Source organism: Pseudomonas sp. R151218B TE3479, assembly GCF_053629195.1.
This window is the reverse complement of the sequence record NZ_JBRJHV010000001.1, coordinates 5415350-5428383: the sequence shown is the minus strand read 5'-3', so window position 1 is coordinate 5428383 and position 13034 is coordinate 5415350. Positions and strand designations below refer to the sequence as shown.

10 protein-coding genes and 4 tRNA genes are annotated in these 13034 nt (G+C 61.5%); 12 read left to right on the top strand and 2 right to left on the bottom strand.

The genetic code is table 11. The features are described 5' to 3' along the window. The first annotated feature begins 204 nt into the window (after window positions 1-204). The 10 genes from gltX (at window position 205) to AB7M32_RS23390 (ending at window position 6271) form a co-directional block, all read left to right on the top strand. Complete coding sequence (gltX, locus tag AB7M32_RS23435; protein WP_454251529.1) at window positions 205-1686, top strand: glutamate--tRNA ligase; 1482 nt, start codon at window positions 205-207, stop codon at window positions 1684-1686. Between the two features lie 179 nt (window positions 1687-1865). Then, window positions 1866-1941 (top strand) — tRNA-Ala (locus AB7M32_RS23430). Window positions 1942-2020: 79 nt separating this feature from the next. Continuing rightward, window positions 2021-2096: transfer RNA gene (locus tag AB7M32_RS23425), tRNA-Glu, on the top strand. 53 nt (window positions 2097-2149) lie between these two features. After that, window positions 2150-2225, top strand: a tRNA-Ala gene (locus AB7M32_RS23420). Between the two features lie 75 nt (window positions 2226-2300). Beyond that, window positions 2301-2376: transfer RNA gene (locus AB7M32_RS23415), tRNA-Glu, on the top strand. A 181-nt stretch (window positions 2377-2557) separates the two neighbouring features. After that, window positions 2558-3097, top strand: coding sequence for a TetR/AcrR family transcriptional regulator (locus AB7M32_RS23410; protein ID WP_058546579.1), 540 nt, complete (start codon window positions 2558-2560; stop codon window positions 3095-3097). A 28-nt stretch (window positions 3098-3125) separates the two neighbouring features. Next, window positions 3126-3959 (top strand): alpha/beta fold hydrolase, encoded by an 834-nt coding sequence (locus AB7M32_RS23405; RefSeq protein ID WP_092166926.1) that lies wholly within the window; start codon window positions 3126-3128, stop codon window positions 3957-3959. Window positions 3960-4043: 84 nt separating this feature from the next. After that, the gene (locus tag AB7M32_RS23400; RefSeq protein WP_454251528.1) at window positions 4044-4493 is read left to right on the top strand and encodes an acyl-CoA thioesterase; all 450 of its coding nucleotides are present in this window, start codon (window positions 4044-4046) and stop codon (window positions 4491-4493) included. 247 nt (window positions 4494-4740) lie between these two features. Next, window positions 4741-5700: a tRNA dihydrouridine synthase gene (locus AB7M32_RS23395; protein WP_454251527.1), complete on the top strand. Its 960-nt coding sequence runs from the start codon at window positions 4741-4743 to the stop codon at window positions 5698-5700. A gap of 118 nt (window positions 5701-5818) precedes the next feature. Continuing rightward, window positions 5819-6271, top strand: a complete 453-nt coding sequence (locus tag AB7M32_RS23390) for an Hsp20 family protein (protein ID WP_053123476.1) — start codon at window positions 5819-5821, stop codon at window positions 6269-6271. Between the two features lie 196 nt (window positions 6272-6467). On the opposite strand, the gene AB7M32_RS23385 is transcribed toward AB7M32_RS23390, so the two are convergent. Both AB7M32_RS23385 and AB7M32_RS23380 read right to left on the bottom strand, forming a co-directional pair. Next, a complete protein-coding gene (locus AB7M32_RS23385) occupies window positions 6468-9746 on the bottom strand; it encodes a PAS domain S-box protein (RefSeq protein WP_454251526.1) in 3279 nt (1092 codons plus the stop codon). A 69-nt stretch (window positions 9747-9815) separates the two neighbouring features. Continuing rightward, window positions 9816-10706: a LysR family transcriptional regulator gene (locus AB7M32_RS23380; protein ID WP_454251525.1), complete on the bottom strand. Its 891-nt coding sequence runs from the start codon at window positions 10704-10706 to the stop codon at window positions 9816-9818. 157 nt (window positions 10707-10863) lie between these two features. On the opposite strand from AB7M32_RS23380, the gene leuC reads away from it, so the two are divergent. Both leuC and leuD read left to right on the top strand, forming a co-directional pair. Further along, entirely contained in the window at window positions 10864-12282 is a 1419-nt protein-coding gene (gene leuC / locus AB7M32_RS23375; protein WP_003203866.1) for a 3-isopropylmalate dehydratase large subunit, read from the top strand. Between the two features lie 11 nt (window positions 12283-12293). Next, entirely contained in the window at window positions 12294-12938 is a 645-nt protein-coding gene (leuD, locus tag AB7M32_RS23370) for a 3-isopropylmalate dehydratase small subunit (protein WP_003203864.1), read from the top strand. The last annotated feature ends 96 nt before the right edge of the window (window positions 12939-13034 follow it).

The window sequence follows — 13034 nt, the reverse complement described above, 5'->3', positions numbered from 1 at the left end:
GCCTCATCGCGAGCAAGCTCGCTCCCACAAGGGATCATTGGGTGACTCGATCAAACTGTGAGAGCGAGCTTGCTCGCGATGGGCGCGACTCAGTCTGACAGCTGGCCACACAAATCCCGCTCTCACTGGAGCCCGCCCGCCATCGCCTGTTACCATTCGCCCCCTGTTTGATCTTCGCTTTTTATATTCTTTCCGAGACATGCCATGACCACCGTCCGCACCCGCATCGCGCCTTCGCCCACTGGCGATCCCCATGTCGGCACCGCCTACATCGCTTTGTTCAACTATTGCTTTGCCAAGCAGCATGGCGGCGAGTTCATCCTGCGGATCGAGGACACCGACCAGTTGCGTTCGACTCGCGAGTCCGAGCAGCAGATCTTCGATGCCTTGCGCTGGTTGGGGATCGACTGGAGCGAAGGCCCGGATGTCGGCGGCCCGCACGGTCCGTATCGCCAGAGCGAGCGTGGTGACATCTACAAGCAGTATTGCCAGCAGTTGGTGGACATGGGGCACGCGTTCCCGTGTTTCTGCACCGCCGAAGAGCTGGACCAGATGCGCGCCGAGCAAATGGCCCGTGGCGAAACCCCGCGCTACGACGGCCGGGCGCTGCTGCTGTCCAAGGAAGAAGTCGCCCGTCGCCTGGCGGCCGGCGAGCCCCATGTGATCCGCATGAAAGTGCCGAGCGAAGGTGTCTGCGTGGTGCCGGACATGCTGCGTGGCGATGTCGAGATCCCGTGGGATCGCATGGACATGCAGGTGCTGATGAAGACCGACGGCCTGCCGACGTACTTCCTGGCCAATGTGGTCGACGATCATCTGATGGGCATCACCCACGTATTGCGCGGTGAAGAATGGCTGCCGTCGGCGCCGAAACTGATCCTGCTCTACGAATACTTCGGCTGGGAACAACCGCAGCTGTGCTACATGCCGCTGCTGCGTAACCCGGACAAGAGCAAGCTGTCCAAGCGCAAGAATCCGACCTCGGTGACGTTCTACGAGCGCATGGGCTTCATGCCCGAGGCGATGCTCAACTACCTGGGGCGCATGGGCTGGTCGATGCCGGACGAGCGCGAGAAGTTCTCGCTGCAGGAAATGGTCGACCATTTCGACCTGTCGCGGGTCTCCCTGGGCGGGCCGATCTTCGATATCGAGAAGCTGTCGTGGCTCAACGGCCAGTGGCTGCGGGACCTGCCGGTGGAAGAGTTCGCCGCGCGTGTGCAGAAGTGGGCGTTGAACCCTGAGTACATGATGAAGATCGCGCCCCATGTGCAGGGCAGGGTAGAGACCTTCAGCCAGATCGCCCCGCTGGCCGGCTTCTTCTTTGCCGGTGGCGTGACGCCGGACGTGAAGCTGTTCGAGTCCAAGAAGCTCTCCGGCGACCAGGTACGCCAGTTGATGCAACTGATCCTGTGGAAGCTCGAAAGCCTGCGTCAGTGGGAGAAGGACAGCATCACCGCGACCATCCAGGCCGTGGTCGAGTCCTTGGAGTTGAAACTGCGCGACGCCATGCCGCTGATGTTCGCCGCCATTACCGGCCAGGCCAGCTCGGTATCGGTGCTCGATGCCATGGAGATTCTCGGGCCGGACCTGACCCGTTTCCGCCTGCGCCAGGCCATCGATCTGCTCGGTGGCGTGTCGAAGAAGGAGAACAAGGAGTGGGAAAAACTGTTGGGCGCGATCGCCTGATGGCTCTGTAGGAGCTGACTCGCTTCGCTCGTTAGCTCCTACGAAACAGGCGAAGTCCCAGTTTTACTGGGGAGGGTGGTAAGTGATTGTTATCCCGGCAAAAAATTTTCAAATTTGTTGAAAATAAATTTGACAGGCCTCCGATACGCCCTTAAGATTCGCCCCGTCCTCAGCGATGAGGGGCTATAGCTCAGCTGGGAGAGCGCTTGCATGGCATGCAAGAGGTCGACGGTTCGATCCCGTCTAGCTCCACCAATTTACACTTCGAGGCCTGGCCACACCGGCCTTGAAGCGATCAACACTCAGCGTTGATCAGTTGTACAGAAGGGTTTGCGTCCCCTTCGTCTAGTGGCCTAGGACACCGCCCTTTCACGGCGGTAACAGGGGTTCGAGTCCCCTAGGGGACGCCAGTTTTACAGAAGCGATGTTGCAAGATGTCGCTCCGCCGCGAGGCGAAAAATCCGGGGCTATAGCTCAGCTGGGAGAGCGCTTGCATGGCATGCAAGAGGTCGACGGTTCGATCCCGTCTAGCTCCACCAATTACAGGTTCAAGGTCTGGCCACACCGGCCTTGAATCGATCAGTTCTCAGCACTGATCAAGTTAGAAGGTTTGTGTCCCCTTCGTCTAGTGGCCTAGGACACCGCCCTTTCACGGCGGTAACAGGGGTTCGAGTCCCCTAGGGGACGCCACGATTACCCGCTCTGCGGGATTTTATAAGGGTCATTCAATTCTTGAATGGCCCTTTTGTTTGTCTGGCGTTTGGCCAATTCCCTTATCCTTTGAAAAAGTCTTCTGACCAGCGGTGAACATTTCCGCTTGCGGAAAATTATTACATGGATAATATTTCAGTCGTAATATTCGGAGGCGACGATGAGCGATAAAAAGGCACAAACCCGTGAACGCATTCTCAAGGCCGCCAGCGATGCGCTGATCCAGCGTGGGCCGGCAGAGCCGAGCGTGGGCGAGGTGATGGGCGCGGCCGGGCTGACGGTGGGCGGCTTTTACGCCCATTTCGAAAGCAAGGATGCCTTGATGCTGGAGGCTTTCAAGCAATTGCTCAATCGGCGTCGCGGCTTGATCGCCGATATGGACGGTGAGCTGACAGGTGAGGAGCGGCGTGCGTTGGTCGCCGCGTTCTATCTGTCCCGAAAGCACCGCGACTCCACCGAGCAAGCCTGCCCGATTCCTGCGTCGGTCGGCGAACTCGGGCGGCTGCCGGATGCGTTTCGTGAGGTGCTCAATGAGCATATTGAGTTGATGGTCGCGCAATTGGCGGCCAGCCCGGAGGACGCCGACAAGGCCCTGGCCGACATCGCCTTGATGGTCGGTGGCCTGGCCCTGGCGCGGGCATTGGGCCCGGGAGAGTTATCGGATCGTTTGCTGCGCGCTGCCAAGTCGGCGGTGCGTTGAGCTGAGGCGCAAGCCCTGGAGATGAGCGATGGACAGGTTGAGCTGGATACGTAGTGTCAATGGCACGCTTGGCTGGGTGGCTCCGCGCCTGGTGGCGAAGCAGATGCGTTCGCTGTTCATGCGCCCTCGAAATTTGCCGCCGCGGGATTGGGAGCTGCCGATGCTGGCGACGTCCGAGCGTATCACCTTGCGTTTCGGTCTCTCGGCCTTGCGCTGGGGTAAAGGCCCGGCGGTCTTGTTGATGCACGGTTGGGAAGGGCGGCCGACCCAGTTCGCGGCGCTGATTACGGCCCTGGTGGGCGCTGGTTACACGGTCGTGGCGCTGGACGGTCCGGCCCACGGGCGTTCGCCGGGTCGCGAGGCGAATGTCTTGTTGTTTGCCAGGGCGATGCTTGAAGCCGCCGCCGAGCTGCCGCCGTTGCAGGCGGTGATCGGGCATTCCATGGGCGGTGCCAGCGCCATGCTGGCTGTCCAGCTGGGGTTGCGTACCGAGACGCTGGTCAGCATCGCCGCGCCCGCTCGCATTCTTGGGGTGCTGCGCGGTTTCTCCCGGATGATGGGCCTGCCGCCCAAGGCGCGTTCGGCCTTCATTCGCCAGGTGGAAAGCGACGTGGGCATGCCCGCCTCGAAGATGGATGTGGCGCATTACCAGTTGGACGTGCCGGGGTTGATTGTCCATGCCGAGGACGACACATCGGTCTCGGTCAAGGAGTCGCAATTGATTCATGAGGCCTGGTTCGACAGTCGGCTGCTGCGACTGCCACAGGGCGGGCATCAGCGGGTGCTGGCCGATCCTCGGGTCATTGATGGGGTGTTATCACTGTTGGCCGGTCGCAGCCTGCAAGCGCGGCAATCGGCTTGAGCGGTGGGAGCAAGGCTTGTCCGCGATGGCGGTCGAGCTCGGATCCGTTACACTGCCCCATCCAAATTCGACCGGGAGAGGGGCATGGGCTGGGATCGGGCAACGCCATTCATCATTGATCTTCAGGTCAATGCCGAAGACATCGACGGGCTGGGCCACGCCAACAACGCGGTATACGTCACCTGGCTCGAGCGCTGTGCCTGGCGCCATTCCCAGCGCCTGGGCCTGGATCTGGTGGAGTATCGACGCCTGGACCGGGCCATGGCGGTGGTGCGGCATGAAATCGATTACCTGGCGTCCGCCTATGAAGGCGACGAACTGCAATTGGCGACCTGGATCGTCGACTGGGACCAGCGCCTGAAAATGACCCGGCATTTCCAGCTGGTCCGTCCCAGCGACAACGCCACGTTGCTGCGGGCCCAGACCACCTTCGTCTGCATCGAGCTGTCCACTGGCCGGCCCAAGCGTATGCCGCAGGAATTCATCGAGGGGTATGGTCCCGCCCTGGAACCGTCCGGCATCCTCGTGGACTGACCCACCGCCATCGCGAGCAAGCTCGGCTCCCACAGGGTTTGGTGGTGGACTCTGATTTTGTGAACACCTCGGACCCCCGTGTGGGAGCGAGCTTGCTCGCGATAGCGACGGTACATTCAGCATTTCCGCAAGCTGACCCACCGCCATCGCGAGCAAGCTCGCTCCCACAGGGATTGGTGGGGAATTCCGATGTCAGGGGCAAAATCCGGTAAACTGCCACACGTTTTTTCGTTGAGTGTATGTTTCCATGCAAATTGCCCTGGCGCCCATGGAGGGGTTGGTCGACAACATCCTGCGGGACGTCCTGACCCGTGTTGGCGGTATCGACTGGTGTGTCACCGAGTTCATCCGTGTCAACGATCGGCTGCTCACGCCGGCCTATTTCCATAAGCTCGCCCCTGAGCTGCTGACCGGTGCCCAGACCGCTGCCGGTGTGCCGTTGCGGGTGCAGTTGCTTGGCTCCGATCCGGTATGCCTGGCGGAAAACGCGGCGTTGGCATGCGAGCTGGGCTCAGAGGCGATCGACCTCAATTTCGGTTGCCCGGCCAAGACCGTGAACAAATCCCGGGGCGGGGCGGTGTTGCTCAAGGAGCCGGAACTGCTCAACGAAATCGTCGAACACGTGCGCCGCGCGGTGCCGAAACACATCCCCGTCACCGCCAAGATGCGCCTGGGTTTCGATAGCCCGGACGGCGCGCTGGTCTGTGCCACGGCGTTGGCCGAAGGCGGCGCGGCGCACATCGTGGTGCATGCGCGGACCAAGGTCGATGGCTACAAGCCTCCGGCCCATTGGGAGTGGATCCCCCGCGTGCAGGAAGTGGTCAAGGTGCCGGTGTTCGCCAATGGCGATATCTGGAGCGTGGAGGATTGGCGCCGTTGCCGCGAAATCAGCGGTGTCGAAGACATCATGCTCGGTCGCGGCCTCGTTTCCCGCCCTGACCTGGCCCGGCAGATCGCCGCCGCCCGGGCTGGCGAGGACGTGGTCGAGATGTCCTGGGCCGAGTTGCAACCGATGCTCCATGACTTTTGGCAGCAAGTGGTCGAACAGTTGACGCCGCGCCAGGCCCCGGGCCGGTTGAAGCAGTGGCTGGCGATGCTGACCCGCAATTATCCCGAAGCGGTGGAGCTGTTTACCGCGCTGCGCCGGGAAACCGACCTGGACGCGGTGGGGCATTTGTTGGGTGTGCGGCGCACCGAAGCGGCCTAAAAAAATTCGAAAAAACCTCTTGAAAAGTTTTTGGCGGACCCTAGATAGGGGTTACGCGATGCCGAATTCGGGTCGCGGAGACAAAAAAACTTGCTGAATTTTTCAGGAGATTTGAATCATGAGTACTGCATTTTCGCTGGCCCCTCTGTTCCGTTCCTCGGTAGGCTTCGATCGCTTCAACGACTTGTTCGAAACCGCCCTGCGCAACGAACCGGGCAGCAGCTATCCACCTTACAACGTGGAAAAACATGGTGATGACGAGTACCGCATCGTGGTCGCCGCCGCCGGGTTCCAGGAAGAAGACCTGGACCTGCAAGTGGAAAAAGGTGTGCTGACCATCAGTGGCGGCAAGCGTGAAGCCAGCAACGACAGCGTCACCTTCCTGCACCAGGGCATTGCCCAGCGTGCGTTCAAGCTGTCCTTCCGGTTGGCCGATCATATCGAGATCAAGTCCGCCGGCCTGCGTAACGGTCTGTTGAGCATCGACCTGTTGCGAGTGGTTCCGGAAGAGGCGAAAGCCAAGCGCATCCCGATCAACGGTGCGCAGCAGCAACCCGCGCTGCAAAACTGATGCATCGCAACTGAAGAAGGGCGCCCGATGGCGCCCTTTTTCATTTTGAACCACTGAGAATGACTGTGGCGCTGGACTGCGTCCGTAGGAGCTGTCGAGTGTAACGAGGCTGCGATCTTTCCCCAGACACTTGAATCTCAAGTGAAAGATCAAAAGATCGCAGGCTCCTACAGGGCCCAGCGGGAGCCAGCTCGCTTCACGGCAACAACCGCTCGAACGCCTCCAGCGGCAACGGCCGGCTGTGCAAGTAGCCTTGGTACAGATGGCAACCAAGCCCTTGCAGGAAGTGCAACTGCTCCAGGGTCTCCACGCCTTCGGCGATCATCACCAGGTTGAGGCTGCGGGCCATGGCGACGATGGCGCGGATGATTTCGGCATCGTTGGGGTCGCTGGTGGCGTCGCGCACGAATGACTGGTCGATTTTCAGCGTGTCCACCGGCAGGCGCTTGAGGTAGGTCAACGACGAATAACCGGTGCCGAAATCGTCCATGGCGAAGCCCACACCCAATTTCTTGAGCCGGCGCATCTTGGCGATGGTGTCGTCCAGGTTCTGGATCACGATGCCTTCGGTGATCTCCAGTTTCAGCAGCGAGCAGGGCAGGCCGTGGGTGGCCAGGCTGCTTTCGATGCGTTCGACGAAGTCGCTCTGGCGGAATTGTCGTGGGCTGATGTTCACGCACAGGCTGAATCGCTGCGGATCGATCTTGCCCTTGGCGATCAGTTGCTTGAAGCCGTCGCAAGCTTCATCGAGGATCCAGGTCCCGACTTCGAGGATCAGGCCACTGTCCTCCAGCACTTTGATGAATTCGTTGGGCGATTGGGCGCCGAGTTCCGGGTGATGCCAGCGCACCAAGGCTTCGGCACCGATGATGCGGTTGTCCCGGGCATCGACCTGAGGCTGGAAATGCACGCTGAACTCGCCACGGGCCAGGGCCAGGCGCAGGTCGGTTTCCATGCGCAAGCGTTCGCTGGCGGCTTTTTGCATGGTGGTGTGAAACATCTGCGAGGTGTTGCGTCCCGAGTCCTTGGCGCGATACAGCGCAATGTCGGCGCGCTTGAGCAAATCGGTAGGGGTGGAGCCGTGGTCGGGAATCAGCGCGATACCGATGCTCGGCGTGACCTGCAATCGCTGGCCATCGAGAAACATCGGTTCCGAAAGCAGTTCACGCAGGGTGTCGGCCAGGGCCTGCACTTGCTTGCTGACCTCGTTGCGCGAGCCCTCCAGACCGCTGAGCAGCACCACGAACTCATCGCCACCCAGCCGCGCCACGGTGTCTTCCAGGCGCACGCTGGCTTCCAGGCGTGCGGTGATGATTTTCAGCACGGTGTCGCCCACGGGGTGACCTAGGGAGTCGTTGATGTGCTTGAAGTGGTCCAGGTCGAGAAACAGCAGGGCGCCGCGCAAGTTGTGGCGCTTGAGCAGGGCGATCTGCTGGCTCAGGCGGTCCATCAGCAAGGCCCGGTTGGGCAGGTTGGTCAACGGGTCGTGGTAGGCCAGGTGACGGATCTGCGCTTCGGCATTACGCAACAGGCTCACGTCTCGGGCGGTCAGTAGCAGGCACTCGGTTTCATTGAGGGTGATGGGCTCGACCGACACCTCCACCGTGAGGATTTCCCCCCGTTTATTGCGCCCGAGCATCTCTTGATGGTGCACGCGGCCCTTGAGTTGCAATTCGGCCAGCAGGGCGGCGCGTTGTTTTTCTTCGGCCCAGATCCCTACCTCGTAGACCGTATGCCCAATCACTTCATCGGCGCGGTAGCCGGTCAACCGGCAGAAGCCGTCGTTGACCTCAAGGTAGCGACCGCTTTCGTGTTCGGTGATGGTGATGGCGTCGGGGCTGGAATGAAACGCCTTGGCGAATTTCTCTTCACTGGCCTTGAGGGCGGCTTCGGAGCGTTGCTGCTGCGTGATGTCGCGCAAGGTCGTGACGACGCACGGCTGGTTGCCGACGTTGATTTGCCGGCTGGAAATCACACAGGTCAGTGGCTGGCCGTTCTTGTGGTGAACGACGATGGCGACATTGTTCAGCGATTGTTCGCGGATCACCCGTTCGATGCGTTGCAGGCTGCTGCCCGAGCCACCCCAGAGGCCGATTTCGTCGGCGCTGAGGCCAATCACGTCGCTGGTGGTCCAGCCGAAGGTCTGGGTGAAACTGGAGTTGATCTCGAGGAACCGCCCGCTGTCCTGGTGGGTGACGCAGATCGGGTCGGGACTGACCTGGAACAGCGTGGCGAATTTCTCTTCCGAGGCGGCCAGGCTTTGTTCGCGCTCCACCTGGTCGGTGATGTCCAGCAAGGTCCCGGCCATGCGCAAGGGGCTGCCGTCGTCGTTGCGGTAGAGGCGGGCGCGGCTTTCCAGGTAGCGCGAGCTGCCGTCGGGCAGTTGCACGCGGTAGGTCAATTGATAGTTGCCCGCCGGGCCTTCCCGCAGGCTGCGATAGGCGTTGCGCATGTTGTTGCGTTCTTCCGTGGGAACCCCCTCGAAAAACGCATCGAATGATTCGTGGAACGGCTTGGGTTCCAGGCCATGGAGTTGCGCGGCCCGGGCCGAGCCGTAGAGCATGCCGCTGGGAATGTGCCAGTCCCAGGTGCCCAGTTGCGCCGAGTCGAGGGCCAGGTCCAGGCGTTCCTGGCTGTCCTTGAGGGCCTGTTCGGCGAGCTTGCGCTCGGTGGTGTCGAGGAACGTGCTCAGCAGGTACGGCTGGCCTTCGAGCTCGACTTTCTGCGCGCTCAGAATGCCGTTATGGATCTGGCCGTTGCTGGCCCGGAACTCCACTTCCATGCTGACCAGTTCGCCCTTGGCCTTGGTTGCCTCCACCAGTTTCGCCCGCTGCTTGGGGTCAACCCACAGGCCCAGTTCCAGGGTGGTACGGCCGATCACGTCATGCACCGGCCAACCGAACAGGCTTTCGAAATACTGGTTGGCCTCGCTGATCAGCCCGTCTTCCTGGCGGGTCAGCAAGACCATGTTCGGGCACAGATGGAAGAGCGTGGCGAAGCGTTTTTCGGAGCTGCGCAGCGCCTGTTCCCGCTCGCGCTGATGGGTGATTTCACGAATCACCCCGATCATGCGCGGCCGGCCATGCTTGTCGGGTAGCACGCTGCCACTGATTTCCAGCCAGTGCAGGCTGCCGTCGGGCCAGACGATGCGGTGATGCATCGCCTGTTCCAGCGGCGCTCCGGCCACTGCCGCGTGAAAGGCGCGCACGGCCCTGGCCCGGTCTTCGGGCAATAGCAGGTCGAGGTAGTCCACGTCCGCCGGCAAGGGTTGGCGCGGATCGAAGCCGAACAGCGCCTGGGTGCCGCGGGACCAACTGATCTGGCCGCTGTCAATGTCCCACGACCAGGCGCCCAGCCGTGCACCGTTCAGGGCGGCCAGCAACTGTGGCGCGCTGTCCCAGCTTTGCTCGGACCGCTTCGGGTCGAGCGCCTGAATACGCGGCAGGGGCGGGAGATGGTCAGCAGGTTTGGGCATTTCTAGCGAGCCTTGAGCGGTTTTGGGCATTAAGCACAAGCATTCAAGGCCCTACAGGCGCGGCACAACCTATGCCTTTGTCCCTGGCAAATCGATTTGTGCGTCCAGTAAGGCCATGAAAGCCCGTGCGGCATTCGATAGCGTCCGTTCGGTGTGCAAGATATAGCCTAGCTGGCGACTGAGCTGTATGCCCGGCAAAGGAATGCGCGCGACCTGTTCGTCGAGCATGGTGCGCGGCAGGACGCTCCAGGCCAGGCCGATGGAAACCATCATTTTTATGGTTTCCAGATAATTCGTGCTCATGGCGATATTTGGCGTCAGGCCCTGGGCCTCGAACAACCGTTGCACGATGTGGTGGGTAAAGGTGTTGCCCCCCGGGAAGACCGCCGGATGCAAGGCAATGTCGGCCAGGCTCACCTCGCTGTTTTCCAGCAGCGCATGCTCCGGGGCGACCACGAAATCCAGGGGGTCGTCCCACACCGGCGTGGCCCTTACCAGCGTGTGGGGCTCGGGGGCGAGGGTGATGACGGCCAGTTCCGCCCGGCCATGGAGGATTTCTTCGTAGGCCACTTCCGAATCCAGGAATTGGATGTCCAACGCCACCTGGGGATAACGCCGGGTGAACTCGCGCAATAAAGGTGGCAAGCGGTGCAGGCCGATGTGGTGGCTGGTGGCGAGCGTCAGGCGCCCGGTCACCTCGCCGGTCAGGTTGGTCAGGGCGCGGCGCGTGTCGTCCAGCACGTTGAGGATCTGGTAGGCCCTTGGCAACAGAGCCCGGCCGGCCTCGGTCAGGCCCACCTCACGGCCCAGGCGGTCGAACAGGCGCACCTTGAGTTGTTGTTCGAGGCCGGCAATGCGCTTGCTGATGGCCGGCTGGGTCAGGTGCAGGCGTTCGCCGGCGCCGGAGAAACTGCCCGTCTCGGCGATGGCAATAAAGGCGTTGAGGTTGGCGAGGTCCATGGCGGTTCCGGTCGGATTCCAGTTGGTTATGCAAAGCATGAAAAATATGAATTTGAGTTATTTAATGTAACCCCATAGGATCAGCCTCACAAGCCAAGGGGTTATTGATTCGTTCAAGGCCCAGGGCATAGAAACAAGCTGATGAGGAAACCGTCTGATGGCCGGCAAAACGCTCTACGACAAGCTCTGGGATTCGCATTTGGTCAAGCAGCGCGACGATGGCTCGGCGCTGATCTATATCGACCGTCACATCATTCACGAAGTGACGTCGCCGCAAGCCTTCGAAGGCCTGCGCCTGGCCGGGCGCAAGCCGTGGCGCATCGATGCCAACATCGCGACCCCGGACCACAACGTACCGACCACGCCGGAGCGCAAGGGCGGCATCGAAGCCATTGCCGACCAGGTCTCGCGCCTGCAGGTCCAGACCCTCGACGATAACTGTGACGAATACGGCATCGTTGAATTCAAGATGAATGATGTGCGCCAAGGCATCGTCCACGTCATCGGCCCGGAGCAGGGCGCGACCTTGCCGGGTATGACTGTGGTCTGCGGCGACTCGCACACCTCGACCCACGGTGCTTTCGGCGCCCTGGCCCATGGCATCGGCACGTCCGAGGTCGAGCACGTGCTCGCCACCCAGTGCCTGGTCGCCAAGAAAATGAAAAACATGCTGGTGCGCGTCGAAGGCAAGTTGCCGTTCGGCGTGACCGCCAAGGACATCGTCCTGGCCGTGATCGGCAAAATCGGCACCGCTGGCGGTAACGGCCATGCCATCGAGTTCGCTGGCAGCGCGATCCGCGACTTGTCCGTCGAAGGCCGCATGACCATTTGCAACATGTCCATCGAGGCCGGTGCCCGCGTCGGCCTGGTGGCCGCCGATGAAAAAACCGTGGAATACGTCAAGGGCCGTCCGTTCTCGCCCAAAGGCGCGGAATGGGACATGGCGGTCGAGGCCTGGAAAGACCTGGTCTCCGATGCCGATGCCAAGTTCGACACGGTGGTCGAGCTCGACGCGACGCAGATCAAGCCGCAAGTCAGCTGGGGTACTTCCCCGGAAATGGTCTTGGCCGTGGACCAGAACGTACCGGATCCGGCCAAGGAAATGGACCTGGTCAAGCGCGACTCCATCGTCCGTGCCTTGAAGTACATGGGCTTGAGCGCCAACCAGGCGATCACCGACATCCAGCTCGATCGCGTGTTCATCGGCTCCTGCACCAACTCGCGGATCGAAGACCTGCGCGCCGCGGCGGTGATCGCCAAGGGTCGCAAGGTGGCCTCGACCATCAAGCAGGCCATCGTGGTGCCGGGCTCGGGCCTGGTGAAGGCCCAGGCCGAAGCGGAAGGGCTGGACAAGATTTTCCTCGAGGCCGGTTTCGAATGGCGTGAGCCGGGGTGCTCGATGTGCCTGGCGATGAACCCTGACCGCCTGGAGTCGGGCGAGCATTGCGCCTCCACCTCCAACCGTAACTTCGAAGGCCGTCAGGGCGCCGGGGGCCGTACGCACCTGGTGAGCCCGGCCATGGCCGCCGCGGCGGCCGTCAACGGCCGTTTCGTCGACGTCCGCGAATTGATCTGAAGGAGCGCAGCATGAAAGCTTTTACCCAGCACACCGGCCTTGTCGCGCCTTTGGATCGTGCCAACGTCGACACGGACCAGATCATTCCCAAGCAATTCCTGAAGTCCATCAAGCGCACCGGTTTCGGCCCGAACCTGTTCGACGAATGGCGCTACCTGGATGTCGGCCAGCCGTACCAGGACAACTCCAAGCGGCCGTTGAACAAGGATTTCGTGCTCAACGCCGAGCGTTACCAAGGCGCCAGCGTGTTGCTGGCCCGGGAGAACTTCGGCTGCGGTTCGAGCCGCGAGCACGCGCCATGGGCCCTGGAAGAGTACGGTTTCCGCAGCATCATCGCGCCGAGCTACGCCGACATCTTCTTCAACAACAGCTTCAAGAACGGCTTGCTGCCGATCATCCTCAGCGATGCTGACGTGGATGAGTTGTTCCAGCAGGTCGAGGCCAACCCTGGCTATCAACTGCAGATCGACCTGGCCGCCCAGACGGTGACCCGTCCCGATGGCAAGGTGCTGGGTTTCGAGATCGATGCGTTCCGCAAGCACTGCCTGCTCAACGGCCTGGATGACATCGGCCTGACTCTGCAGGACGGCGAGGCGATTGCCGCGTTCGAGGCCAAGCACCGGGCGAGCCAGCCTTGGTTGTTTCGCGATGCTTGATGGATTGATGTAGGCAGTACCGGCTTCATCGCGAGCAAGCTCGCTCCCTCAGGTGTTTTGTGAACACCCAAAATCCCTGTGGGAGCGAGCTCGCGA

Bases quoted from the DNA above. Each gene is read 5' to 3' on its own strand.
- gltX (WP_454251529.1), top strand. From the start codon at position 205: ATGACCACCGTCCGCACCCGCATCGCGCCTTCGCCCACTGGCGATCCC.
- AB7M32_RS23410 (WP_058546579.1), top strand. From the start codon at position 2,558: ATGAGCGATAAAAAGGCACAAACCCGTGAACGCATTCTCAAGGCCGCC.
- AB7M32_RS23405 (WP_092166926.1), top strand. From the start codon at position 3,126: ATGGACAGGTTGAGCTGGATACGTAGTGTCAATGGCACGCTTGGCTGG.
- AB7M32_RS23400 (WP_454251528.1), top strand. From the start codon at position 4,044: ATGGGCTGGGATCGGGCAACGCCATTCATCATTGATCTTCAGGTCAAT.
- AB7M32_RS23395 (WP_454251527.1), top strand. From the start codon at position 4,741: ATGCAAATTGCCCTGGCGCCCATGGAGGGGTTGGTCGACAACATCCTG.
- AB7M32_RS23390 (WP_053123476.1), top strand. From the start codon at position 5,819: ATGAGTACTGCATTTTCGCTGGCCCCTCTGTTCCGTTCCTCGGTAGGC.
- AB7M32_RS23385 (WP_454251526.1), bottom strand. From the start codon at position 9,746: ATGCCCAAACCTGCTGACCATCTCCCGCCCCTGCCGCGTATTCAGGCG.
- AB7M32_RS23380 (WP_454251525.1), bottom strand. From the start codon at position 10,706: ATGGACCTCGCCAACCTCAACGCCTTTATTGCCATCGCCGAGACGGGC.
- leuC (WP_003203866.1), top strand. From the start codon at position 10,864: ATGGCCGGCAAAACGCTCTACGACAAGCTCTGGGATTCGCATTTGGTC.
- leuD (WP_003203864.1), top strand. From the start codon at position 12,294: ATGAAAGCTTTTACCCAGCACACCGGCCTTGTCGCGCCTTTGGATCGT.